Source organism: Mycetocola sp., from assembly GCF_046716805.1.
In the GTDB taxonomy this organism is placed as follows: Bacteria; Actinomycetota; Actinomycetes; order Actinomycetales; family Microbacteriaceae; genus Mycetocola_A.
In genome coordinates this window covers 18,366-42,716 of record NZ_JBKJWH010000047.1, presented here as the reverse complement: position 1 = coordinate 42,716, position 24,351 = coordinate 18,366, and the positions used below count along the sequence as shown (strand labels likewise).

General features: G+C 65.4%; 25 protein-coding genes and 3 tRNA genes. 9 read left to right on the top strand and 19 right to left on the bottom strand.

Annotated features, from left to right (window positions below; translation table 11 throughout):
* Positions 1-321: 321 nt before the first annotated feature.
* Positions 322-741, bottom strand: a complete 420-nt coding sequence (locus ACLQ62_RS04035; protein ID WP_411720385.1) for a hypothetical protein — start codon at positions 739-741, stop codon at positions 322-324.
* Positions 742-754: 13 nt separating this feature from the next.
* Between ACLQ62_RS04035 and ACLQ62_RS04030 the strand changes: the two genes are divergently transcribed.
* Complete coding sequence (locus ACLQ62_RS04030) at positions 755-1,315, top strand: LysE/ArgO family amino acid transporter (RefSeq protein WP_411720384.1); 561 nt, start codon at positions 755-757, stop codon at positions 1,313-1,315.
* A gap of 94 nt (positions 1,316-1,409) precedes the next feature.
* Here ACLQ62_RS04030 and ACLQ62_RS04025 read toward each other — a convergent pair.
* A tRNA-Arg gene (locus ACLQ62_RS04025) sits at positions 1,410-1,482 on the bottom strand.
* A 228-nt stretch (positions 1,483-1,710) separates the two neighbouring features.
* Here ACLQ62_RS04025 and ACLQ62_RS04020 point away from each other — a divergent pair.
* Together ACLQ62_RS04020 and ACLQ62_RS04015 are read left to right on the top strand one after the other, a co-directional pair.
* The gene (locus tag ACLQ62_RS04020; RefSeq protein ID WP_411720388.1) at positions 1,711-3,408 is read left to right on the top strand and encodes an MDR family MFS transporter; all 1,698 of its coding nucleotides are present in this window, start codon (positions 1,711-1,713) and stop codon (positions 3,406-3,408) included.
* Positions 3,405-3,905 (top strand): MarR family winged helix-turn-helix transcriptional regulator, encoded by a 501-nt coding sequence (locus ACLQ62_RS04015; RefSeq protein ID WP_411720382.1) that lies wholly within the window; start codon positions 3,405-3,407, stop codon positions 3,903-3,905. Before ACLQ62_RS04020 ends, ACLQ62_RS04015 begins: the two co-directional genes overlap by 4 nt.
* 104 nt (positions 3,906-4,009) lie before the next feature.
* Here ACLQ62_RS04015 and ACLQ62_RS04010 read toward each other — a convergent pair whose 3' ends face one another.
* Positions 4,010-4,396, bottom strand: coding sequence for an MmcQ/YjbR family DNA-binding protein (locus tag ACLQ62_RS04010; RefSeq protein ID WP_411720381.1), 387 nt, complete (start codon positions 4,394-4,396; stop codon positions 4,010-4,012).
* A 43-nt stretch (positions 4,397-4,439) separates the two neighbouring features.
* Entirely contained in the window at positions 4,440-4,676 is a 237-nt protein-coding gene (locus tag ACLQ62_RS04005) for a hypothetical protein (RefSeq protein ID WP_411720380.1), read from the bottom strand.
* A gap of 40 nt (positions 4,677-4,716) precedes the next feature.
* Here ACLQ62_RS04005 and ACLQ62_RS04000 point away from each other — a divergent pair, with 40 nt between their 5' ends.
* The 3 genes from ACLQ62_RS04000 (at position 4,717) to ACLQ62_RS03990 (ending at position 6,661) form a co-directional block, all read left to right on the top strand.
* Entirely contained in the window at positions 4,717-5,172 is a 456-nt protein-coding gene (locus ACLQ62_RS04000; RefSeq protein WP_411720379.1) for a MarR family winged helix-turn-helix transcriptional regulator, read from the top strand.
* A 40-nt stretch (positions 5,173-5,212) separates the two neighbouring features.
* Positions 5,213-5,356 carry a hypothetical protein gene (locus ACLQ62_RS03995; protein ID WP_411720378.1) on the top strand — a complete coding sequence of 48 codons (144 nt, stop codon included), beginning with the start codon at positions 5,213-5,215 and terminating at the stop codon, positions 5,354-5,356.
* A gap of 207 nt (positions 5,357-5,563) precedes the next feature.
* Positions 5,564-6,661: a VIT1/CCC1 transporter family protein gene (locus ACLQ62_RS03990; protein ID WP_411720377.1), complete on the top strand. Its 1,098-nt coding sequence runs from the start codon at positions 5,564-5,566 to the stop codon at positions 6,659-6,661.
* A gap of 94 nt (positions 6,662-6,755) precedes the next feature.
* Here ACLQ62_RS03990 and ACLQ62_RS03985 read toward each other — a convergent pair whose 3' ends face one another.
* On the bottom strand, positions 6,756-7,526 hold the full coding sequence (locus tag ACLQ62_RS03985) for a LysR family substrate-binding domain-containing protein (RefSeq protein ID WP_411720376.1): 771 nt from the start codon (positions 7,524-7,526) through the stop codon (positions 6,756-6,758).
* Positions 7,527-7,630: 104 nt separating this feature from the next.
* On the opposite strand from ACLQ62_RS03985, the gene ACLQ62_RS03980 reads away from it, so the two are divergent.
* The gene (locus ACLQ62_RS03980) at positions 7,631-8,089 is read left to right on the top strand and encodes a DUF5997 family protein (RefSeq protein ID WP_411720375.1); all 459 of its coding nucleotides are present in this window, start codon (positions 7,631-7,633) and stop codon (positions 8,087-8,089) included.
* Between the two features lie 132 nt (positions 8,090-8,221).
* Here ACLQ62_RS03980 and ACLQ62_RS03975 read toward each other — a convergent pair whose 3' ends face one another.
* The 11 genes from ACLQ62_RS03975 to serS all read right to left on the bottom strand — a co-directional run bounded on the left by ACLQ62_RS03975 (position 8,222) and on the right by serS (position 19,166).
* Entirely contained in the window at positions 8,222-10,069 is a 1,848-nt protein-coding gene (locus tag ACLQ62_RS03975; RefSeq protein ID WP_411720374.1) for an ABC transporter permease, read from the bottom strand.
* Positions 10,070-10,074: 5 nt separating this feature from the next.
* On the bottom strand, positions 10,075-11,088 hold the full coding sequence (locus ACLQ62_RS03970) for an ABC transporter ATP-binding protein (protein WP_411720373.1): 1,014 nt from the start codon (positions 11,086-11,088) through the stop codon (positions 10,075-10,077).
* A 104-nt stretch (positions 11,089-11,192) separates the two neighbouring features.
* Positions 11,193-12,269, bottom strand: a complete 1,077-nt coding sequence (locus ACLQ62_RS03965) for an extracellular solute-binding protein (protein ID WP_411720372.1) — start codon at positions 12,267-12,269, stop codon at positions 11,193-11,195.
* 307 nt (positions 12,270-12,576) lie between these two features.
* Positions 12,577-13,281 carry a DedA family protein gene (locus ACLQ62_RS03960; protein WP_411720371.1) on the bottom strand — a complete coding sequence of 235 codons (705 nt, stop codon included), beginning with the start codon at positions 13,279-13,281 and terminating at the stop codon, positions 12,577-12,579.
* Positions 13,282-13,423: 142 nt separating this feature from the next.
* The gene (locus ACLQ62_RS03955) at positions 13,424-13,690 is read right to left on the bottom strand and encodes a hypothetical protein (RefSeq protein WP_411720370.1); all 267 of its coding nucleotides are present in this window, start codon (positions 13,688-13,690) and stop codon (positions 13,424-13,426) included.
* Positions 13,691-14,039: 349 nt separating this feature from the next.
* Positions 14,040-14,131, bottom strand: a tRNA-Ser gene (locus tag ACLQ62_RS03950).
* Between the two features lie 71 nt (positions 14,132-14,202).
* Complete coding sequence (locus tag ACLQ62_RS03945; protein ID WP_411720369.1) at positions 14,203-15,405, bottom strand: LCP family protein; 1,203 nt, start codon at positions 15,403-15,405, stop codon at positions 14,203-14,205.
* Positions 15,406-15,525: 120 nt separating this feature from the next.
* Positions 15,526-16,809, bottom strand: coding sequence for an LCP family protein (locus tag ACLQ62_RS03940; RefSeq protein ID WP_411720368.1), 1,284 nt, complete (start codon positions 16,807-16,809; stop codon positions 15,526-15,528).
* A gap of 117 nt (positions 16,810-16,926) precedes the next feature.
* Positions 16,927-17,011: transfer RNA gene (locus tag ACLQ62_RS03935), tRNA-Ser, on the bottom strand.
* Positions 17,012-17,103: 92 nt separating this feature from the next.
* On the bottom strand, positions 17,104-17,904 hold the full coding sequence (locus ACLQ62_RS03930) for an HAD family hydrolase (protein ID WP_411720367.1): 801 nt from the start codon (positions 17,902-17,904) through the stop codon (positions 17,104-17,106).
* Positions 17,901-19,166 (bottom strand): serine--tRNA ligase, encoded by a 1,266-nt coding sequence (gene serS / locus ACLQ62_RS03925; protein ID WP_411720366.1) that lies wholly within the window; start codon positions 19,164-19,166, stop codon positions 17,901-17,903. Before serS ends, ACLQ62_RS03930 begins: the two co-directional genes overlap by 4 nt.
* Before the next feature lie 37 nt (positions 19,167-19,203).
* Between serS and ACLQ62_RS03920 the strand changes: the two genes are divergently transcribed.
* A complete protein-coding gene (locus tag ACLQ62_RS03920; RefSeq protein WP_411720365.1) occupies positions 19,204-20,175 on the top strand; it encodes a diacylglycerol/lipid kinase family protein in 972 nt (323 codons plus the stop codon).
* A gap of 370 nt (positions 20,176-20,545) precedes the next feature.
* The gene (locus ACLQ62_RS03915; RefSeq protein WP_411720364.1) at positions 20,546-21,451 is read left to right on the top strand and encodes a hypothetical protein; all 906 of its coding nucleotides are present in this window, start codon (positions 20,546-20,548) and stop codon (positions 21,449-21,451) included.
* A gap of 312 nt (positions 21,452-21,763) precedes the next feature.
* Here the strand turns inward: ACLQ62_RS03915 and gdhA are convergent, their stop codons facing one another.
* The 3 genes from gdhA to ACLQ62_RS03900 all read right to left on the bottom strand — a co-directional run bounded on the left by gdhA (position 21,764) and on the right by ACLQ62_RS03900 (position 24,337).
* Positions 21,764-23,119, bottom strand: coding sequence for an NADP-specific glutamate dehydrogenase (gene gdhA, locus ACLQ62_RS03910; protein ID WP_411720363.1), 1,356 nt, complete (start codon positions 23,117-23,119; stop codon positions 21,764-21,766).
* 151 nt (positions 23,120-23,270) lie between these two features.
* Positions 23,271-23,732, bottom strand: a complete 462-nt coding sequence (locus ACLQ62_RS03905; protein WP_411720362.1) for a hypothetical protein — start codon at positions 23,730-23,732, stop codon at positions 23,271-23,273.
* Positions 23,732-24,337 (bottom strand): hypothetical protein, encoded by a 606-nt coding sequence (locus ACLQ62_RS03900; protein WP_411720361.1) that lies wholly within the window; start codon positions 24,335-24,337, stop codon positions 23,732-23,734. Before ACLQ62_RS03900 ends, ACLQ62_RS03905 begins: the two co-directional genes overlap by 1 nt.
* Positions 24,338-24,351: the final 14 nt, after the last annotated feature.

Genomic DNA, 24,351 nt, shown 5'->3' with positions numbered 1-24,351 from the left:
CTCCCCGTCCGCCCTGTTGCAAGGGTCTAGCTTCGCGGGTTCACGCAACGCCTCGTCCGCCCGGGTGATCGTGGCGCGAGCCGAGTGCTCTCCGGCAGCAATGGTGAAGAGTAATGGGGCGCGTCCGCTACGAGTCGGGTCCACGAACAACACGGTGAGCGCCGCACTCCCTTGCGGGACGGCGCTCACGGATGCCTTCGGTGAGGCAACGGGGCAGCCGGGATAGTGTGGGCGACGTTTCTTGCGTTCGTCGATGGCGGTCCGGCCGGGCACGGCGGCGGCAAGGCGATTTCCCGATGCACTGCGGGCACCCTGACGAGGTCAGCTGGGCTGCTGTCTTGTCGGAGAAGACGACTTCGACAGGAGACGCTCCGCGGCGTCGTGAATCACCTGCGCGACCCGATCGAGGGCACTCATCCGCAAAGCCCACTGCTGCCAGTAGAGCGTCACATCGACCGCGTGGCCGGCCGGCAGCTCGACGAGCTCGCCCCGGGACACGGGTCCTTCGGACTGCTGGTCCGGAAGCATCGCCCAGCCCAAGCCAAGCCGAACGGCCTCTGCGAAATCTGCGGAGACCGGCACGAAATGCCGCGGCGGGCTCAGCGGGGCGCGCGCGAACGAGCGCAGGTAGCGGTGCTGGATGTCGTCCTTCTCGTCGAAGATCACCACGGGCGCGACGGCAAGGCTGCTGGCATCCACTCCCCGATCGAACCAACGGCTCGTGAAGCCGGGTGTGGCCATCGGCCGGTGGTGCATGACGCCGATCGGTGCCCAGAATGCCTTCGTTCTGCGGCAGGGCCTTCGCCGCGAACATCTCGTCGCGGTGGTCGCCATTTGCGCGATTTCGGATGCCGTTCTCATCGCGCTGGGAGTGTGGGGGCTCGGCGCGCCCATCGAACAGGCTGGCTGGCTGCTCGCCGCGGTCCGCATCGCCGGGGCGGCGTTCCTTCTGTGGTATGGCATCCGTTCGGCGATTCGCGCCGGCCGCCCGAACACTCTGGACACTGACCCTGGCGGCGCCCCCATCCCGATGCGTACCGCCGTCGCGACCGCGCTGGCGCTCACCTGGCTGAATCCGCACGTCTACCTCGACACCGTCGTGCTGCTGGGATCGATCAGCGCCACCTATGACGGTCGCCAGCTGTGGTTCGGCCTCGGAGCCGCACTCGGCAGCGTCGCCTGGTTCACGGCGCTTGGATTCGGATCGCGCTTGCTGAGGCCCCTCTTCGCGAGGCCGGCGTCGTGGCGCATTCTCGATGGCCTCATCGCCGTCGTGATGTTCGCCATCGCGGTGAGTTTGCTGGCGGGGCTCTAATCCAGGTCTACAATCGCCAGACTGGACGCTCTCGGGCGCAAACGAAGAAGCCCCGGAGAGACAGCCAGAACTGGCGTCTTTCCGGGGCATACCGTGCGCCCGAAGGGATTCGAACCCCCAACCTTCTGATCCGTAGTCAGATGCTCTATCCGTTGAGCTACGGGCGCATGGGCTTGGCCTTACAGAACGACAGTCGCTCGCAGGCCGTATTAGAGACTACATGACCGTGCCGCCGGGCGCCAATCGAGCGGCCACCCCGGGCTCGCAAGACCCGAACCGGCGTCAGCCTGAGGTATAGTTGATGTTTGTCAATGATCCAACCCCGGAGTCGAATGCCTCGATCAGCACGCCGCACCACCCCGAAACCCAAACGCACAGCTTCTGCCGACGGCACGATGACCCAACGCCAGGTGCTCGAGGCGTTGTCCGGCCTGCTGCTGGGTATGTTCGTGTCGATCCTCGCCGGAACGGTGGTGGCGACATCGTTGCCCGTCATCATCTCCGACCTCGACGGCGACCAGTCGGCGTACACGTGGGTCGTGACGTCGACCCTTCTCGCGACGACGGTGTCGACACCGCTCTGGGGAAAATTCGCTGACCTCTTCGACCGCAAACTGCTGATCCAGCTCGCCCTCGCCCTCTTCGTCATCGGCTCAGCCGCGGCGGGCTTCTCCCAGGACACCAACACCCTCATTCTCTTCCGGGTCTTCCAGGGCCTCGGCGGCGGCGGGCTTGCCGCGCTCAGCCAGATCATCATGGCCGACATCATCAGCCCGCGGGACCGCGGCAAGTACGCCGGCCTCTTCGGTGCCGTCATGGCGCTCGGCACGGTCGGCGGGCCGCTTCTCGGCGGACTGGTGACGGATGCCTTCGGCTGGCGCTGGAACTTCTTCATCGCGTTGCCGATCGCGATCGTGGCGATCATCCTCCTCCAGTCCACGCTGCACCTGCCCAGACATCCGAAGCGCACCGTGCGCATCGACTACCTCGGTGCGATCCTCATCGCCGGGGGCGTTTCGCTGCTGCTGATCTGGGTTTCACTCGCGGGCACTCAATTCGAGTGGGTGTCGGTGCCGAGCCTGCTGATGGTCGTCGGCTCGATCCTGCTTCTCGTCACAGCTGTGATCGTCGAGCTCAAGTCAGCTGAACCGATCATCCCTCTCGGGATGTTTCGAAACCGCACCTTCACGCTCTCCGTCATCGCGAGCGTCTCGGTCGGGGTCTCCATGTTCGGGACATCCGTGTTCCTCGCCCAATACATGCAACTTGCCCGCGGAGCGACTCCAACGGAATCCGGCCTGCTCACCATCCCGATGATGGCTGGCCTGTTGATCTCCTCGACCGTGTTCGGTGGCCTGATCAGCCGACGCGGCAAATGGAAGGCGATCATGGTGACGGGTTCGGTCTTGACGGTGGTCGGCTCGGCCCTGCTCGGCACCCTGCACTACGACACGAACCTGATCCTCGTCGGGGTGTACATGGCGGTACTCGGCGCCGGTATCGGCATGCTCATGCAGAACCTCGTCCTCGTCGTACAAAACTCCATCGAGGTGAGGAACCTGGGCGTCGCGACGAGCGCCATCACCTTCTTCCGCAGCCTCGGCGGCACCATCGGCGTCTCCATGCTCGGCTCCATCCTCGGCACGGTCGTCGCCCAGAGCATCAAGGAGAACATCGCCGCCCTCAAGCCGGCCGATCAAGTTCTGGCCGGGACCTACCTCGGCAGTGGGTCCATCCCGCAGATCTCCGAACTGCCCGACGTGCTCAAGACGGTCGTCGAAAGCGCGTACGGGTCGGGTGTCGGATTCGTCTTCCTCTGCGCCGTACCACTGGCGGTCGTCACCCTCATCGCTGTCGCCTTCATTCCCAATGCGCCGCTCGGCAGCCTCAACGCCGTCCAATTGAAGAACCAGGGCGGCGGCCGCTCCTCGGCTGACGACAAGGCCCGGGAGCGCGACGACGCGAGCGACATGCTCATCGACGTTGCAACCGCGAGCGTCGCGTTGCCCGCGGTGGGACTCGCGCACCCGACGGGATCGGTCCCCACGGCTGACCAGCCGGACGATCCCGCCTCCCGGAGAGGTGAACGATGACCGCCGAACCGACAGGCGTGGCGACATCCGCGGACAGGCACGCGTCTGCCATCCTGGCCGTCGAAGACTCGATCAGCACTTTGGCCCGCACGTTGCATCTGATTGTGCGCAACGCAGCGACAGCGGTCGACCCCTCACTGCAGCCCGTGGGCTACCGACTCCTCCGGACGATCCAACGCTGCGGAACCGTCCAGGCCAGCGTTGCTGCCGACACGCTCGTCGTCGACCGGAGTGTGATCAGCCGGCAGGTCCGGCAGCTGGAGGAACTCGGCCTGGTCGAGACCCGCACCGACCCCGATGACGGCCGGGCGCGGATCCTCGCCCTCACCGAGAAGGGGCACGAGCGCATGCGCTCGGTCAACCCAACGAACCGCACAATCATGCACGGGCTGCTTTCGTCGTGGTCGGAAGAGGAGCTGGAGAACTTCGCGGCCCAGGTGGAGCGGCTCAATGAAGCCGCGGACACAGCAACCGGTAACGTCCTCGCCGTCGAGTAAAAGGGCCGGCGCGGGTCTTCTGGCTCGGCGCGGTTGAAAAAGCACCCGCGCGCGGCAAAGCAACCCGCGCCGGGGACGGTGAACCCGCCGCCAGCCGCCAGCCGCTATCGCAGGTGCCGCTCGTCGAGAGCGGCGAGCTGGCGCTTGAGGGCGACCTGCCGGTAGGAGGTGTCGATGAGTTCGGCAACGAACGTCCAGTCCGTCGCGTCGGCCGCCAGCTCCATGCCGAGCCAGCCGGCTGGACCGAAATACGGCGGCACGAAGAACCGGTCGTCCTCCAGCAGCGCGGGCCGTTCGTCGGGGTCCGGCTTGAACACCATGGTGCCCGGGCGGTCCATCGATGACCCCATCACGACGAACAGCTTCTTCCCGGCACGAAAGGTGGGCCGACCCCACGCCTCGACCTCGGCGAATTCGGGATAGTCGGCACAGATGTCGCGGACAGCGCTGACGACCGGGTCGCCCGGTTCCACCACTTGCGGATGCTCCATGGCGGCGATCATACGCCGGCGATCGGCGGGCAGGGAGCCTGGGTCAGGCGGCGGGGGTGGGGCAGTACAGCTGGGTGCGTTCGCCGCTGCGATCAACGCTGTGCAGCGACATGGCCTGGCCACAGAGCGGGCAGGCCGATTCGGAGGCGGGCGGCAGCGGCTCTTCGTTGTACGGGCCGAGCGGAGGCGGGCCAATGTATGGACGAAGACGGTTGTTCAGCCAGTTGGTGAAGCCGCCGGCATCCGCAACACTTTGACGAGGCTTTTTAGTTCGTGCCATAACCATTAGTGTATATGGTAATGAGGAGAGGAGGCCGACCATGACCCAGGCCCCAACAGCCGACGCCGCAAATCTGCTCGCCCTCGAGAACCAGGTGTGTTTTGCGCTCGCCGTTGCGAGCCGCAGCGTCCTCGCTTTGTACCGCCCGATCCTCGAACCCCTCGGCCTCACCCACCCGCAATACCTCGTGATGCTCGCCCTGTGGGAACACAGCCCGCGCTCGGTCACAGAGCTCGGCTCCGCCCTTCAGCTGGAACCGGCCACACTCTCCCCACTCCTCAAGCGCCTCGAGGCCACCGGTTATGTACGCCGCGAGCGCAGCACGCGGGACGAGCGCGTCCTCGACATCACCCTGACGGATGTCGGCCGCAACCTTCGCGACCAGGCCGAAAGCATCCCGCCGAAAATCATCTCCGAACTGGGCATGTCCGTCGACGAGTTGACGAGAATGCGCGAAACCCTCCACACCGTGATCGCGGCGGCAACCCGGGCCTGACCGCTCGATATCCACCGCAGACACCGAGTAGCCTTCGGGCATGGACGTTGAGACCCAGAGGAGAATCGACGGACTGCCGGAGAACACCGGTAAAGCGCTGACGGAGTGGTTCACCATCCTCGGATCGGCTGGCTTCGCGCTGCCTACGAGCGCGCCTGACGCGGCCCGAAAGCCTCCCGGCTGACCTGCGATAGAATGGAACCAGCGAAGGGGAGTAGTTCCCACCGCCGGTTTCAATCCAGAAACGGCGACGCGGTCTGTCGACACACTGGTCTCACGACCCGGCAGCCCACCCGCACGAGCGGGCGAGCGAGACCTTCGGCCACCTATTCACGATGGCCGAAGTCTCGAAATATCGAGGATCTCCGGCCCACCGCAGCAGGAGTACCCCGTGACCGAATCCCCCACCACCCGCGCGCCCAGCCCGGCCGAGATCAAACGCTGGCGCCGGTACCTCGCCGACGAACGCGCTGAAGCATCCGTTTACGGTGAACTCGCGGGCCGCCGCACCGGTGAGGAACGCGCCATCCTGCTCGGTCTCGTCGAAGCGGAGCGGCGGCACGAAGCGCACTGGATCGCGCTGCTCGGCGAGCACGCGAACGACCCCACTCGCACCGCGCTTCGAACCCGGCTGCTCGGGTTTCTTGCCAAACGGTTCGGTTCGGTCTTCGTTCTCGCCCTGATGCAACGCACCGAATCCCGTTCACCGTATGAAGCGGATGTCGACGCCACCGACGCGATGGCGGCTGACGAGAGACTGCACGAAGAGATCGTGCGCGGGCTCGCCGCCCGCGGGCGCAACAGCATGTCCGGGATGTTCCGTGCCGCTGTCTTCGGCGCCAACGATGGTCTCGTGTCGAACCTGGCGCTTGTCGCCGGCATGAGCGCCACCGGCGTGGGCAACGGCGTGGTGCTCGCCGCCGGTGTCGCCGGACTCCTGGCCGGTGCCCTGTCGATGGGCGCAGGCGAGTTCGTCTCGGTGCGGTCCCAGCGCGAACTGCTCGAATCGACCACTCCTGACCCGGCTGCCCGGACGGTTCTCCCCCTGCTCGACGTAGACGCCAACGAACTCCAGCTGGTCTACCGGGTTCGCGGCATGGCCCCGCAACAGGCGGCGGAGCACGCCCACGAGGTGCTCAACAACCTCGACTGCGTTCACGTCGGGATCAACACGGGAAGTGTCGCAGCGGTGAAGAACGAGCACGAGGAGATCGGCTCGGCACGCGGCGCCGCTGTCTCCAGCTTCCTCTTCTTCGCATCGGGCGCGATCGTGCCCGTGCTCCCCTACCTGTTCGGCCTGACCGGTCTCGCGGCCGTTGCCGTGGCATCCGTTCTCGTCGGAATCGCGCTGCTCATCACCGGAGCCGTCGTGGGCGTGCTTTCCGGCGCTTCACCGCTCAAACGGGCCCTCCGCCAGCTGGGTATCGGCTTCGGCGCGGCAGCGGTGACGTACCTGCTTGGGCTGCTGTTCGGCACGACTGTCGCCTAGCGATCGCTCGCGTCCGGCGACCTTCATTGTGCGCAAATCGACCCGCAACGCCGTGCTGAGATCGATTTGCGCGCACCGAACGGCGAGCGTGTTCCTAGGAGCGGCCGCCGCGACCGCGGTTGCGGCCCTTGCCGAGCTTCTTCGGGGCCCGGTGCGGGCGCGGCGTGAATGGCTTCGCCTTCTCCTTCGGTTTGGGTTTGCGCTCCTTCGCGGGAGCCTTCTCTGGCTCCTCCTGCGGGGCGCGGGAGGAGCGGGCGGTCCGACCGCGGACTACGCCGATGAACTCTTCGACGTCCGCGGTGGTGTTCTCCTCGAGCCAGGCGAGCGCGATCTGCGACTCGGCGACATCCGTCACCGGCACGGCGACAACATCCTTGCGGCCGTACAGCCGCGCCACCGACTGCGGCACGATCACGATGCCGACCCCGGCGGCGACGAGTTCGGCGGCGTCATCGCCTGTCCGGATGCTCGGAAGCGGCCGGCGGGTCCCCTCACGGATCTCATCGGCGACGTCGCGCCACTCCGGCACGGAGTCCGGATCCTGCAGGAGATGTTCCCCGGCGAGCTCCGCCACCGTGACGGATTCCGCCTGCGACAGTTCGTGCTCCTTCGGCACCATGACGACGGGGGTCTCCCGGTAGAGCGGAATCACACTCAGCCGGGCATCGTCGACCGGAAGCCGGACGAAACTGACCTCAGCGGCGCCGTCGTGCAGCACGCGGACCTGCTCGGCCTCCGACGTGGGCGCGAAACCCATCGGCAGATCGGGGCGGCGTTCCGCCCACACCTTCGACCATTTCGCGAGCGTCACACCAGGCACGAAAGCCACGGTGAAGAGGCGGTCGGGCGTCGATTCGGCGTCCATGGTGCCTCCCTCATGCCGTTCGGAACGAGAACGGTCGATTCACAGGGTATTACGGATGCCGCCCGCCGCGTGATGCACGGGGCCCCACCGGTTACGCTGGGGGCATGGCTTCCAACAAGACCCCCCAAACCATGAAGCCGGAGACGGCAGCGAAAAAGCTCAACGTCTACCTGCCTGCAACGCCCGACGAGTTCCAGAACCAGCCCGTGACGCGTGAAACACTCAACGAGCTTCTCGCGTCGCCGCCCGAGTGGCTCGTCGAGCTGCGCAAGAACGGCCCGCACCCGCGCCAGGAGGTCGCCCGTAAGCTCGGCATCTCGGTGTCCGGCCTCGCTCGCTCGGAGATGGCGGATGCCGCCCTCACGACGGCCGAGATCACCGCTCTCCTCGAGGCTCCGCCCGCCTGGCTCGTCACCGAACGCGCCACTCAGGCAGCGGTTCGTGCCGAAAACACGCGGGTCAACGAACGCGATGCCGGCCTGCGCGTGCTCGCAGAAGAGAAAGCCCGTAAGGAGCAGAAGCAGGCGGAACAGGCCGAGCGGCACCGCCAGCAGCAGGAGTAGTACCAACGCAACGGCACGGCCCGGGGGAGCTTCATTCGCCCCGGGCCGTTTTGTTGTGCCGCCTTTTCACGCACTCCGGACGAAAGCATCCGGCGCACCGGGTGCTCTGGTCCGGCGCGAGTGAAGAGGCGCTCAGGACCGGGGGTTCGCGCCTGCTGTCGTGACAGCATCCACGCCGACGGCGTCCTGGCTGACCACCTTCGGGCCGACCGCATCCGGGCTGCGCGGGCCAGCACCGACGGCATCCGCTTCTCCGCCGAACCGCGTCCGCCGCTTCTTCGCGCCACTGGAGCGGCCGTAGACGAGGTACATGGTCAGCCCCATGATGATCATGAGCAGCACCGTGTAGACGAAGGTGATCGACATCGAGTCGAGGTTGTTCTCACCCTCGGTACTCTGCTTGATCGCGATCCCGAGCGGTTCGTACAGCGGGTGATAGAGGAACACGGCGGCGTCGTAGTCATCGAGCAGGCTGTTGAAGTTGAGCGCCGTGATTGCCGCGGCGGTTGGAATGACGAGCGGGAACAGCACCTTCCGGAACGTGAACAGGGACTTCGCGCCGAGGATGCGTGCGGCATCCTCGAGCGAGTCGGGGATCGACGCGAATCCGGCCTTGAGCAGACGCAGCGTGAACGGAATCTTGACGATGATGTACGCCACCAGCAGCAGCACGGTCGTGCCGGTAAGGACCTGCCCGCCCACCAGCGGGTTGGGGCGGTCGAACGTCATCACCAGGGCGAGCGCGATGAGGATCGTCGGCAGGATCCACGGAATGTGCAGCAGGTATTCCAGAGTGGATGTCACGGGGTTGCGGTATTTCTGGATCACCCGGGCCACGAACAACAAGCCGCCGACGACGATGAGTGCGGCGAGCGCGCTGTAGACGACGCTGACCACGAACGGGCGCAGCACGGCCGGCGACCCGAACACCGTCGCGTAATTGTCGAGCGTGAACGAGCCGAGAGTGATCGTGCCGGTCAGCACAGCGGTGGAGTCCACGAACGAGAACAGCACGATCAGCAGCACGGGCGTGGCATAGACGACGAAGAGCAGATACGCGACCACGTGGACGATCACGTTCGCTGCGCGGTTCGGGATCCGCTGCTTCTGCAGCGGCGTGGCAACCTTGGCGACCGAAAAATACACACCGGATTTCTCGACCCGGTTCATGATGGCGAGCAGGATGATCGTCGCGACACCGAGGATGATCGCGAGCAGCGCCGCGAGGTCGCGGGAGCTTGCGCTCTTCGAGAAGGTGACGATCATCGGGGCGATGGTCTGGAAGTCGGCGCCGCCGAGTACAAGCGGAGCGGTGAGCGCGCCGAGCCCGGTGAGGAACGTCAGAACGGTGACCGCGAAGATCATCGGCCGGAGTGCCGGGAGGACGATCTTCCAGAGGATTCTCCAGGTCGAGGCGCCCATGTTCCGTGCGGCTTCGATGGTCTGGTAGTCGATCTTCGCGAGCGACGAGGAGAGGAAGAGCATGTGGTTCGTGGTGGTCGCGAACGTCATCACCAGGAGGACGGCGAAAAATCCGGAGAACCAGTTCGGGTCGACGTCTGGCCACACGTTCCGCACGGCGTTGGTGATGAACCCGTAACGGCCGTAGATGAAGTTGTAGCCCGCGGCGAGCACGATGCCGCCGTAGATCAGCGTGGTGGCGTAGCCGAGCCAGAGGATGCGCGCGCCACGGATCTGGAAGTACTTCGTGACGAGCACGATGAAGATACCAACCACGTTGACGGTGACGGACAGGCTGATCGCCAGGAGGAAGCTGTGCCACAGGCTCTTCATTGCCCGTTCGGAGCTGAACAGTTTCTCGACGGCGCGGGCGCTGAACTCTCCGCCGGGGAAGAACGTCGATACGAGCAGGTTGATGTTCGGGAACAGCAGGAACGCTGCGATGAACCAGAGAAGAACCACCGAGACGACGAGGACCAGCGGTGAGCGGAACATGGCCCGCAGCGATTTCGAACGCATCTCAGTCAGTACTGCAGGATCGAGGCCGGGTCGATGTACAGGTCGGCGGTCGCTCCCGGCTGCAGCACGGCTTCACCGTTCTCCGTCACCATGGCCAGGAGCGTGGTGCCGCTCGACTCGATCACATAGGTGCTGTACGCCCCGTGGTACGTGCGCTCGGCAACGACACCGTCGAGCCGGCTGACCGGCTCACCGGTCCGGGGCGGATACAGCGACACCTTCTCGCGGCGGAGATACGACGGCTTCGACGGGTCAAGGCCGGTGGCTCCGGCGTCGACGAGCCGCTGGACGAACTCGCGTGACAACGTGTTGATGGCACCGACGAAGGTGCAGACGAATTCGGTGCCCGAGCGGTCGTAGATCTGCTCGGGTGTGCCGACCTGTTCGACGACACCCTTGTTGAAGACGGCGATCCGGTCGCTCATCGTCAGGGCCTCCTCCTGGTCGTGCGTGACATACACGGTGGTGATGCCCAGCTCGCTCTGAAGGTTCTTCAGCTGCTCCCGCAACTGCACACGCAGCTTGGCGTCGAGGTTGGACAGGGGCTCGTCGAGGAGCAGGATCCGTGGCTTCAGAACCAGCGCGCGAGCGATCGCGACGCGCTGCTGCTGGCCGCCGGAGAGTTCAGAGACATTCTTGTCGAGCTGACCGCGGGTGAGTTCGACCTGATCCGCGATCTCCGCCACGAGCCGATCCGTCTCCGCCTTCTTCGTCTTGCGCACCGACAGGCCGAAGGCGATGTTCTCACCGACACTCATGCTGGGGAACAGGGCGTAGTTCTGGAACACCATGCCGACGCGACGTTTCTCGCTGGGCAGCCGCGTGGCATCCTTGCCGTCGATGAGGATCTTGCCGCGCGACGGCTCGATGAAGCCGGCGAGCGTGCGCAGCGCGGTCGTTTTACCGCAGCCGGACGGGCCGAGCAGGGTGAAGAACTCACCCTCCGTGATCTCGAGGTTGAGGTCCGGGATGGCAGCGTGCTCCCCGAAGCGGACTTCGATGTTGTCGTATGTGATCATTGCGCTCCAGCCGGTCCGTTCGGCGGTGAACGGCAGACTTCTGTTCGGTGACGGTCGCGGGGCACAACGCCCCGCGACCGCCAAAGCCGGGGATTACTTCGTGGTCAGGGCAGGTACTCGAGCTCGGTCTTCTCGACCCAGCCGCTGATGTTCTCGCGCACGAACCCGAAGTCGATGTCCTGCTTCTTCAGCGATTCGACGAGTTCGACGACCTCGGGGAGAGCCACAGCACGGGCCTTCTCGTTGACCGGGTATGCCGAGAACTCCTGGGCGAACTCGCCCTGGACCTCAGCGCTGCCGAACCAGTCGATGAACTTCTCTGCCTGGTCCTGCTTCTTCGTTCCGGCGATCACCGAGATCTGCTCGGTGACGTATGGCACGCCGACCTTGGGGCTGATCACGCCGGTTGCGGTTCCGTACTCTGCGTCACGGGCGGTGATGCCGCTCGACGGGATCACGCCGAAGTCGACCTCGTCGCGGCTGATACGGGCGTACAGGTCGGTACCTTCGACGGCCGGTGAACCGTTCGCGTAGTACGCCTTCACTTCTTCCCAGCCCTTGTCAGAGACACCGAGGTCGCCGTCTTCGTCGAGGTGCTGTGTGAGCAGACCGGCGAGGATCAGCTGGGGGGTCGCCTGGCCAAGGGCTGTATTGACCTCGTAGCGCCCCTTGTAGGTGTCGTCCTTCCACAGCTCGCTGGTGTCGGTGGGAGCATCCGATTCGGAGACCTTGTTCGTGTCATAGACCGTGACGATCGCCTGCTCGACGAGCGGCCAGAAGGCGCCGTCGTCCGGGTCGCCGGAGTTCTTGTCGACCTCCTCAGACCAGGACGGCTCGTACGCCGTGATGGCTTTCTCGGCTTTCAGCGTTTCGAAGAACATGTTGTTGAGGCCGAAGACGACGTCCCCGACCGGGTTGTTCTTCTCTGCGACGATGCGGTTGGCCAGGTCAGCCCCACCGAGACCGACGATCTCGATTGTCATTCCTTCTTCGGCTGCCTTTTCGGTGATCCACTCGCCGCGGCCGTCGGAGTTGGAGTTGGTATAGACGATCAGGGTGCCTGTCGACTCCGCCGGCTTCTCGGAGGAGGACGGTGCCGCCGCAGCGGAGCATCCGGCCAGTCCGATGGATCCTACGACGACGGCGGCGAGAGCCGCTGATCTCAGGTTGCGCTTTTTCATGGTCAGTCCTTTCGAGCAACGACAGACCCCCCGGGTCGCCTCTTGCTGATCATGCGAAATACAGTGTTTCCCAACCTAGGGGACGGTGAACCCCGAACGAGGGACGATCGACAGAAGTTCGTCCGATGTTCGCTCGCGGGCCTCTCGACGGTCACGCACGGCACCATTAGGGTGCGCGAAAGATGCCGCCGGGCGGGCGGGCATCTCGCGTGTCCACTCACACGCTCCGGACGAAAACATCCGGTGCGCCGAGTGTCTTGGTCCGCAACGAGTGATTACGCGGCCGACAGTGCCGGCGAAGCTGGGGTTATCCGACGCGCTCGAGGTCGCGCGCACGCCGGCGTGCCCGGTGCCGCAGAACGGTGCGCACGACCCACCATCCGACGAGCAGCGCGACACCCGCGACGACGACGTATTTGAGCACATCGGCGTACTGGAGCACAGCGCCCCAGTTCTCGCCGAGGAGGAAGCCCGCGATCACGAAGATGCTGTTCCAGATGAGGGAGCCGGCCGCGGTGAGCAGCCCGAAAACCACCATGTTCATCCTCTCGATCCCTGCGGGAATGGAGATCAGGCTGCGGAAGATGGGAAGCATCCGTCCTAAGAAGACGGCCTTCTTGCCGTGGCGGCCGAACCACGCGACGGTCTTGAGAATGTCGTCCGGGTCGACGAACGGGATGCGGGTTGCGAGCCAGACGGTACGGTCGTGGCCGAGCCAGCGGCCCAGGCCGTAGAGGATGAACGCGCCGACGACGGATCCGAGTGTCGTCCAGAAGATTGCCTCGGCGATGGTGAACGAGCCCTGGCTGGCGGTGAATCCGGCCAGCGGCAGGATGATTTCACTGGGGATGGGCGGGAACACGTTCTCGAGGAAGACGATGAGGCCGGCCCCGACCGGACCGAGTGCTTCCATGATCTGGATCGCCCACTGGGCGATGCCGTCAGCGATGCCAGCCGAGGTGGGGTCCACTGAGGCCGCGACGATGACGTCTGTACGGAAAAGCAAAGGCATGGACGTTGTCTCCACAGTGGTTGGGACTGCGGCAACGACAACTCCGACGATGCCAGGACGGACGCGGCCAGTCTGCCATACCTGCTCGGGGCTTGCCTGAGAACGCTGCCGCCGGTGAGAAACGGCCGAGAAGTGTCAGGCGTTAATCGTGACTGCTTGCGGTCTGACGGATCTGCCAGGTGATCGCCCCAGTGATGAGAACGGCGATCAGGGCGGAGAATCCGATACCGAGGAGGATACCGCCGGTCGACACTTCGCCGATGAACAGAAGCATCAACCCGAGCGCAAGGAGGAACGCTGACAGCAGTGTGAGCATCCGGAAGTAGGGGTTGCGTCCGGTCCTCGTCGACCTCGACCCGTACACGGCCGGGAACTCGCCGTGCGATAAACGCGGTAACTGTTCAGTCATCGTTCACACTCCTGGAGTGGTTTGCAGGCCCTCAGACCCTTAACGTAGCGGCCCGCTCGCGGCGCAGTGAGCCCCCGATCGGGCTTCACGCACGCTCCGATGCGGGATACTCCCTCCGTGGACGGCGGGTCGGGTAAGTCCGTGCTGGGACGAAGAACGCTCCGAGCACCGCGAAACTCGAACCATTGGAACAGCGCTCTGAAACACAAAAAACCCTCGCTGATCAGCGAGGGTTAAGTGGCGGAGACGGCGGGATTTGAACCCGCGCGGAGCGAAGCTCCGCGAAAGGCGGCAGCCCCAACCAAGGTAATCTCGGGGAGGCTACTGCGATCCGCAACCATTTCGTAAGTGGCGGAGACGGCGGGATTTGAACCCGCGGTCCCCTTACGAGGACTCCACCTTAGCAGGGTGGTGCACTAGGCCGAACTATGCGACGTCTCCATGCGCGACCGACTGGCGGATGCACGGGCTTAATCATAACGGGCAAATCGCCAGCGACCGAATTGAGTCGTTCAGTTCGCGACCGAACACGTCTCGTCGAGGGCGGTCTGCCCCTGGAGGCCTTCGATCACATCCGTCGTCGGGGCGGGAGCCGGCGTGGCGCCGGGGGTCCCGGTCGGCACCGGACCGGATGTCGCTGGAGGCGTCGCTGGGGCGGTCTCCGGCGGCATCGTCGGGGCTGCCGCGTCAGGGTTCTGCTCGACGCCCTCACGCTCGGTGTTGGGATCGGGGAGGAATGGCCGGTCAGCGGCGATCCGCTCGAACAGCTCGTCGGCGAGATCCTGCAACGGGATGACACGGTTGGGGTTGTCGGGGTCGTACATCACCGGGTACTGGATGAGATTCAGCTTGTCGAGGTCGATGGTCTGGAGTGTGCGCGCCATCGCGACCATCTGCGTGATGTTCGTCAGCGACGTGGAAAGGTACACATGCTTCGCCGCCACCTGGGCAAGCGAGTAGAGCTTCGTCACATCCGTCAACGTGTCATCGCTCTTGATCTTGCGGATCAGGGAGGAGATGTACTGCTGCTGATTGGCGATCCGGGAGAGGTCGCTGCCGTCGCCGACGCCGTGACGGTTCCGCAGGAACGCGAGCGCGCTCGCTCCGGAGATGACACTGGTGCCGGCGGGAAGGTCGAGTCCGGACAGGGAGTCCTTGATCGGAGCGGTGAGGCAGACGGGGACGCCGCCGACGGCATCCGTCATGCGAACCACGGACGCGAATGACATCTGCGCGGCGTATTCGATGTCGAGGCCGGTGAGATCCGAAATCGTTGCGACGACACAGGCGAGACCGCCGCGCTCGAAGGCCGCGTTGAGGGCGAGGGCGCGTCGAGCCTCATGGATTTCACCGGACTCGAGGTCGGTGCAGGTCGGGTGCGGGATGACGAGGTCGCGGGGGAAGCTGACGACCACCGCACTGGAGTGGTCTTCGGAGACATGCAGGAGCATGTTGACGTCGTTGAGCGTGACTTCCCGCTCCCCGAACGCGCTCCCCTGCTCGGGGTCGTTGTCCGCACCGACGACGAGGAGGTTGAAGCCGCCCTCGAATGCGTCGATGTTCGGGGCGGTGGGCAGCGGGATGCCGTCCGGGCGGCTGATGTCGATGGCGTTGGAGTTCACGTTCGAGGTCAGGTCCCAGAACACCCACGCGGCGACGGATGCTCCGCTCACGAACACGACGACCAGCGCGATGGCGAGGCTGCGAAGCAACACGGCAACAGCGCCGTGGCGCGGCTGGCGACCATGCCTGATTACCTTCCCAGCTGGTGCCGACCTGCTCACAGAGCCACTCTAGAGCGCGGAGCGCGCAGCGGAATCCCCCGGGAGGAGGTATTACTCGTTGCCCTTCGAGCAGGTGTAGTCACCGGCGGTCTGACCCTGAACGGACTCGTCGAGGACGACGCCGGGCGCGGTCGCTTCGGTTGTCGGCGGGGTCGTGCCCTCTGGCACGGGTGTCGTCTCCTCTGGAGCGGGAGCCGTCTCTGGCGCCGGGGCCTCCGTCACGGGCGCGTTCGGGTCGATCACCGAACCGGGACCGGTCTCGCCACTGAGCGACAGGGGTTCGTCGGCGGCAAGAGCGTCGAACAGCTCTTCAGCCGGACCCTTCAACGGGAGCACGCCTTCATAGCCGTTGATGTCGCCGTATTCGGTCGGGTACTGCGCAAAGACCACCTGGTCGAGGGGAATGTCCTTCAGCGCCATCGCAATGGACACCATCGTGTTGATGTTCGACAGGCTCGTCGACAGCGTCATATTGCTCGCCGCCGCCTTGGCAATGCCAAAGAGTTTCGACGGGTCGGTCAGCGTGTCACTGCTCTTGAGCGTGCGCACGAGCGATGAAAGGAAAACCTGCTGGTTGCTGATGCGACCGAGGTCGGAACCGTCACCGACACCGTGGCGGGTGCGCAGGAACTGCAACGCTGCCATGCCCTCAAGGGTGTGGGTGCCGGCGTCGAGGTACGTCTGGGTGTAGTCGTCTTTGATCGGTTCCGCGACACAGACGTCGACGCCGCCGACGGCGTTGGACAGCTCGATCACTCCGTTGAATTCGACCTCGGCGGCGAACGGGATGCTCAGTCCGGTGAGTTTCTCGACGGTGAGAACGGTGCACGCCAGCCCGCCGTAGGAGAGCGTCGTGTTGATCTTGGCGGCGGTCCTCGCCTCGTAGATTCCGCCGTCCTCTTTCGGGCAGGCGGGAATCGGAACGAACATGTCGCGAGGGAAGCTGACGACGGTCGCCGAGGTGTGATCCTCGGAGATGTGCAGGAGCATGGTCACGTCGTTGAGGACTGCGGTTTCCTCTTTCTCATCGCCGAAAACGGCATCCTGCCCTGAGCGGCTGTCGCTGCCCACGAGGAGCAGGTTCACGCCACCTTCGATGGCGTCGATGTTCGGAGCGTCAGCCCCGGGTTCCTCATTTGCGAGGGTGACGGGCGGAGCGACGCTCGACGCGATGTCCCACACGGCGTATGCGGCGATGGCGGATCCACTGACGAGAACCACGGCGAGCATTGCCGCGACGAACCTCGCGATCACTCCCGCTGTGCTCGACTTGCGAAGCCGGCCGTGCCTCGCGGTCGAGGAGGAACGCCGGGAGCGGCGGACGGGTTCGCTCAAGCTACGTTCCTTTCGCGGCAGGCAGGTGTGGAATCGGAGCGGAGGGCGTGGGATTCGAACCGCACCTGTCACTTATGCAATCCGTGCCCCAGTTGTTCCACGTCCATCCTTGCGGAGCGGAGGGCGTGGGATTCGAACCCACGAGACATTTCTGCCCACCAGTTTTCAAGACTGGCTCCATCGGCCGCTCGGACAGCCCTCCATGCGTACTGACGAGAACAGCAGGCAACGCTCGATTGTAGCCGATGGGGACTCGACAAGACTGACAGGATGGCCTGACAGGAGGCTGAATGGTCAGAGAGACCGGAGAACCGTCACAAGACCGTCTTCGTCGACACTGCCGGTGACTTCGGTCGCCGCTGCTTTCACTTCGTCCGGAGCCTGCCCCATCGCCACGGCGCGGCCCGACCGCCCCGCCCATTGGAACATCTCGATGTCGTTGCGTCCGTCACCGACCGCCACGAGCCGCTCCGCGGGAACCTTCAGCCATTCGCGCACTCGCTCGAGGGCCGTCGACTTGTTGACGCCGAGCGGCGCGATGTCGAGCCACGCGGTCCAGCCGATGGCGTAGGTGACCGAGTGCAGCCCCATCTTCTCGACGATGTCGAGGAAATCCACCTCGTCGTGCTCCGGAGAGACGACCACGACGCGAGTGACGGGTTCTGACAGCAGGTGCTCGAACTCGACCTCCTCGGCGTTCTCGAGATTCCAGTCGGTCATGCCCTGGGTGTACCGGCGGTAGCCGCTCGGGTACTCGACCATGTACCGGCCGTCGGAGAGGTGCGACCGGATTCGCGTCAGCACTTCGCGCGGGTTGAACGTCTCGATCAGATGCCGGCGGTACGCGGTGGGCTCGGCATCGTCGCGGCGCATGACCAGCGCGCCGTTGGCGCAGACGACGTACTCAGGCGCGATGTCCAGTTGCTGCAGGATGTGGTGCGTGGTCTCCCAGCTCCGTCCAGTCGCCAGCATCAGGTGATGACCGCGAACGGATGCCGCCTGTGCGGCCTCGATCACGGCATCCGACATCGTCCCGTCCTCGTGCAGCAGCGTGCCGTCGATGTCGAGCGCGACGAGCAGCCCGTCCCTGGTCACAGCGGCGTGATGACGTCGAGCCCGCCAAGGTAGGGGCGCAACGCCTCGGGGACGAGCACCGAGCCGTCGGCCTGCTGGTGCGTTTCGAGCAGGGCGACGATCCAGCGTGTGGTGGCCAACGTGCCGTTGAGGGTCGCGACCGGCGTGGTCTTGCCGTCCTCGCCCGCACGGTAACGGATGTTCAGCCGCCTCGCCTGGTACGTGGTGCAATTCGAGGTGGAGGTGAGTTCGCGGTAGGCGTCCTGGGTCGGCACCCACGCCTCGACGTCGTACTTGCGGGCAGCGCTCGAGCCCAGGTCGCCGGCGGCGGTGTCGATCACGCGGTAGCTGAGGCCGAGAGCCTGCAGCATTCCCTCCTGCCAGCCGAGAAGACGCAGGTGTTCGGCCTCGGATTCCTCCGGCGTCGTGTAGACGAACATCTCGAGTTTGTTGAACTGGTGCACGCGGATGATGCCGCGGGTGTCCCGGCCGTATGAGCCCGCCTCGCGGCGGTAACAGGTGGACCATCCGGCGTACCGAATCGGGGCATCCGCGACGTCGATGATCTCGTCGGCGTGGTAGCCGGCGAGCGCGACCTCGCTCGTGCCGGTGAGGTACAGGTCGTCGGCCGGCAGGTAGTACACCTCGTCGGCGTGCGCGCCGAGGAACCCGGTGCCCGCCATGATCTCCGGCTTGACGAGGGTCGGCGTGATCAGCGGGATGAAACCCTCGGTGAGTGCGCGGTCGAGTGCCATGTTCATGATCGCGAGTTCGAGCCGCGCGCCGATGCCGCGCAGGTAGTAGAAGCGCGAGCCGGAGACCTTGGTGCCGCGCTGCATGTCGATGGCGCCGAGAATCTCGCCGAGTTCGAGGTGGTCCTTGGGTTCGAAGTCGAAGGCGGGCTTCTCGCCGACCTCGCGCAGGGTGATGAAGTCGTCCTCGCCACCGGCTGGGACGCCGTCGAGGATGGGGTTCTGGATGGCGCCGACGATCTCGAAGAAGCGGGTTTCGGCATCCGTCACCTGCTGCTGCGCCTGTTTGACCCGGTCGGAGAGTCCCTTGACCTCGGCGACGAGGGCGGCTTTCTCCTCTTTCGCAGCCTTCGCCACCCGCTTGCCGAAGGCGTTCTGCTCGGCGCGGAGCTCCTCGAACGACGTGATCGCGGCACGGCGGTCACGGTCGGCGTCGAGGGCCCGGTCGACGAGGTCGACAGGCGATCGCCTCGCCTCCTGCGAACGCCTGATGAGGTCTGGATTTTCGCGGAGGAGCACTGGATCAATCACGCGAGCAAGTCTAACCGCGCAGGGTACGGTTGCAGGTATGAGCAAGTCCGGCCCCAAGCGTGCGGCGGTCGTGTACAACCCCACCAGGGTCACCGCGGCTACACTGCGCGCGATCATCGATCCAGCAGCAGCTGACGCCGGTTGGGGCCCGACGCTCTGGTTCGAGACGACGATCGACGACTCGGGCAAGGACCTGACCCGGGCGGCGATTCGCGCCGGGGCAGACATGGTTTTCGCGGCCGGCGGCGACGGCACCGTTCGTTCCGTGGCCGAGGGCCTCCGGGATTCCGGGGCAGCGCTCGCTCTTCTTCCCCTGGGCACCGCAAACCTCCTGGCGCGGAACCTCAACCTCCCGGTCGGCAACGTGGCGGATGCCGTCGCCATCGCGTTCACCGGTCGCACGCGTCACATCGACCTCGGGATCGCCACGCTCAGCCGCGTCGACGGCACGATCGAAGAACACGGCTTCCTCGTCATGGCCGGGATGGGCATCGACGCCGACATCATGGCGAACACGAACGAGACCCTCAAGCGAACCGTCGGCTGGCTCGCTTACGTGGATGCCGGCATCCGTGTGATCCCGAACGCGGGCCCGTTCCGCATTCGATACCAGCTCGACGATAAACCGAGCCACAGCGCCCACGTCTCCGGCATCCTGTTCGGCAACTGCGGAACGCTCACCGGCGGGCTGGAGATGATGCCGGATGCCATCGTCGACGACGGACAGCTCGACGTCGCGGTGCTGCAGCCGAAGGGCACACTGGGCTGGATCGACATCTGGCGCAAGCTGCGCTGGGAGAACGGGTTCCTGCGCCGGTCGAGCATCGGGCGCCGCATCATCCGGGCGACCTCGGGCAACGCGTCGACGATCACCTACCTGCGCTCGAGCGGCGTCACCGTGTCGCTCGACAAGCCGCGCGCCGTCGAGCTCGACGGCGACGGGTTCGGCGTGATCGCTGGAGTGCGTTTCGCGGCGGATGCCGGTGCGCTCGCGGTTCGGGTGCGGTAGCGCACCCTCGCACGCTCGTTCCTTCCCGCAGCGCCGTCGTGTTGCTGTGCCGCAAACTGTCGAAGTCCTCGTTGCGTTGTCGTAAACGGTCGCTCATCGACAGAAACCACAGCCAAATCTGGCAACGCGACGCCAGGCAGTCACTTTTGCACTGGAACACCCTCCACAGGTACGCATAATCGGGCACGCCCCATCCTCCGCAAACCCCCTTGGCTGTGCCACAGATGGCCGAAACTCTGGTTCCGTTGCCACAAACGGCCGCACATCGACGGGCATCAGAGCCAAATGCGGCAATGCAGCGCCCGCGCACAGGCGCGCAGCCCTGTGGACAACGACGATAGGGGATGCGTGGATGCGACATCCTCGAGCGGTGACGTTTCGAAAGCCTCTGCCGCTTCCGCTTCCCGCGGCGTTCTCCGTTGCGGATGCCTACGCTCGCGGATTTACCAGGGGCCAGATGCGCAATCGTTCTCTGGCCGCTCCTTTCCACGGCACACGGGTCGCCGCCGCGAACGCGATCGATTTCGAACTGAGGTGCCGCGCACTCGCCACACGGATCCCACTTGGCGCGACCTTCAGCCATCGAACGGCTGCCCTCTTGCACGGGATGCCGCTTCCGCTGCGTGAGGTAGGCGGGCCGCTCGACGTAACGACGCCGGTGCCAGGGCGAGCGATCCGCCACCGCGGGACTCGGGGGCACCGAGCGCTGATGGTGGGGGAAGAGATCGAGTTGCTCGGGCCGTTACGGGTCACAACCGTCGAACGGACGTGGTGTGACCTCGCGATGGTTCTCGATCTGCCCGACCTTGTAGCGGTGGCAGATTTCCTCCTCTGGCACGAGGCACCGCGAACGACAGCCGAGCGGCTGACCGCCGCGATCGATTCTTATTCGTCCCGGGCGGGTCGCCGTGTGCTTCGTCGGAGCCTCTCCCTCAGCTCGGATCACTCGCGTTCCCGACCAGAATCGCTCGTGCGCGTGGACCTGGCGCTCAGCGGCCTGCCGACCCCTCAGGCCAACCACGAGGTGTACTTGACGATCGCGCGTCGAACGGTCTACCTCGACCTTGCGTATCCGAAATACAAGCTCGAGCTCGAGTACCACGGCGACCAGCACCGCACCGACGTTCGGCAATGGCGCAGTGATGTGCGGCGAGCTAACGACATCGGCGACGAGGGGTGGCAAACGCTGCAGTTCACAGGCGACGACCTCGCTGATCTCCCCGGCCTACGGCGCCGGGTTGAGCGACGCCTGCGATCACTCGGATGGAACGGCTAGCGATGGCGCGTCTTTTGCTCGGCCTGGTGCTGTGCCGCGAACGGTGATAACCGGCCCCGCATTGCCAGAATCGGTCCTGCATTCTGCGAAAGTCCGGCCGTCTGCGGCACAGCAACGAAACGAGTGCCCACTCGCAGCCGGCACGCCACCGCTGCACCGCAGCATCCGCCGCCGCAGCCCTTGCGTTGCCGCAAACGGTCGCAATCGGTCTTGCCTCGCCACGATGGGTCGTGATTTTTGCGAAAGTCCAACCGTTTGTGGCGCCGCAACGAAACGGATGCCGCGAACTCCACCCGGCGGAAAGTCGGCAGCCTAGATGACGCCCTGCGCGAGCATCGCATCCGCAACCTTGACGAACGCGGCGGTGTTCGCGCCAACGACGTAGTCACCGGGGCGGCCGTACTTCTCGGCAGCCTCATACGCTGACGTGTGCACGCCCCGCATGATGTGGTGCAGTCGGTCTTCGCTGTCGCTGAAGCTCCAACGCTGACGCGACGCGTTCTGGCTCATTTCAAGGGCGCTCGTGGCGACACCGCCGGCGTTCGCCGCCTTGCCCGGCCCGAAGAGCACGCCTGACTGCTGGAACGCGTGAACCGCATCCGGGTAGCAGGGCATGTTCGCACCCTCGGCGACGGCCTCGACACCGTTGCGGATGAGTGCCTTCGCGTCGATGAGGTTGAGTTCGTTCTGCGTCGCACTCGGCAGGGCGATCTGGCCGGGAACATCCCAGACGCTCCCGCCCGAGATGAATCGGGCAGAGGGGCGCCGCTCGGCGTACTCGGAGATCCGCAACCGCTCGACCTCTTTGATCTGCTTGAGCAGTTCGAGGTCGACACCCTTCTCATCGACGATGTAACCGGATGAGTCGGATGCCGTGATCGCACGCCCGCCCAGCTGGTGCACCTTCTCGATGGCGTACGTTGCGACGTTGCCGGAGCCGGAGACGATAGCGGTCTTGCCGTCGATCGCCGCACCCTTCGTCGCGAGCATCTCTTCGGTGAAGAAGACGGCGCCGTAACCGGTTGCTTCGGTGCGAACCTCCGCACCACCCCAACCGGTGCCCTTGCCCGTGAACATTCCGGACTCGTGACGGTTGGTGATCTTGCGGTACTGACCGAACAGGTACCCGATCTCGCGCGCGCCGACACCGATGTCGCCGGCGGGAACGTCGGTGTGCTCACCGAGGTGCCGTCCCAGCTCGTTCATGAAGCTCTGGCAGAAACGCATGATCTCTGCTTCGCTCTTGCCGTGCGGGTCGAAGTCGCTGCCGCCCTTGGCGCCGCCGATGCCCTGCGCGGTGAGCGCGTTCTTGAAGATCTGCTCGAAGCCGAGGAACTTCATGATCGACAGGTTCACCGTCGGGTGGAAGCGCAGGCCGCCTTTGTACGGGCCCAGCGCCGAGTTGAACTGCACCCGGAATCCGCGGTTGACCTGCACCCGGTTGTTGTCATCGGTCCACGGAACGCGGAACATGATCTGGCGCTCCGGCTCGACCAGGCGCTCGAGGATTCCTGCTTCGCCGTATTCCGGATGCTCGGCGAGTGCCGGTTCGATCGACTCAAGCACCTCGTGCAGGGCCTGGTGGAATTCCGGCTCCCCCGGGTTACGCGAAACAGCGGTTTCGTAAACGGTGTGGACGAGCTCGGACGGCGTGGACGATGAGGGCACTGAGGAACTTTCTGGGAGCGTGAAAATCGCGAACGACGCTGAACGCAGGGAACGCGGGCGCTCGATTTCGGGATTCATCGTGGCGCGACGCGCAGAAAGGCCGTTGTGCGGCCCCCGACAGTTTGACTTGCGGGGGAGGCATCCGTCAATTTCAGCCCAGCGGATGCTTCGATTCCCAGCGTGCGGCACCAGCGAAAACGGACCCGAGAATCAGGGCAAGTCCGGCGAAACTCAGGATGCCGATCGGCTGCAATTGCCATCCGCCCCACGACCTGACGGTGAACCCTTCGTTGAACCAGCCCCACGACAGGGACACGCTCCCGTCTTCCCTCTCATCGATCTGGAAGGCCTGCTCGGGCATGTCGCCTCCCGATGAGAGGTTCTGCATGATGAGCGATCGGCGGAAGTAGCCTGCGTCCGCCGCCACGGACTCATCGATCCCCACCTCCTCGAGTTGCCTGCGCTGCTCAGCGGTCGGTGTCACCGCCGCCGTAGCCGCGTCGCTCCGCAGCTGGGCGTCCACGACCGCCACGGCGATCCCGCAGACGAGCAGGAGCGCGCCGACGGCGGCGGCCAGCCCTGCCAGACCCCAGCGTCGGAGCGATGCGAGCATCAGTTCGACGAGTTCCCGTTCGGAGCAGCATCGGGGTCATCGTCGGCGTGCCGGCGCCGCGGCCGCCACCGCCAGGCGGCGAAGAAAAACACGCCGAGGAGGGTGAGCGCGCCGGCCAGCGCCAGTAGCGGTGAGAGTCCCCACGCCAACTGGGCCGCGAGCATGGCCTCCTGCATGTCCTCCTCTGTGGCTCCGCTCTCGTAGACCGCGCCGCCGAAGACCTGCTTGACCGCCCACCGGAAGGCACCGATGCCGCCGGCGATGAGCACCACACCGGCAACGGTGAGCGCAACCAGGTAGGGGTTCCGCCAGGGTGACACGGGCAAAGCCGAAGGCCCGGGCTCCTCGCCGTTTCGTTCGGAAGCGGGCACGTCCGCGGACCGGAACATGTCGTCCGCCCAGGCCATGGCCGACTGATCGGAGGAATCCGTCGGTGCCGGTGGAACACGCCGCACGACCGGTTTTGGAACGGGCGTGATCGGATCAGGGACAGGCTCGATACGCTCGTGGGGCTCGGTCGGGGCTGAGATCCCGTCGTGTACGGAGGGGTCGAAGCCGCGCTGGAATTCGGGGCTGTAGCGGGGGTCGAAACCTGCGCGGTCCATCCGATGCTCCTTCG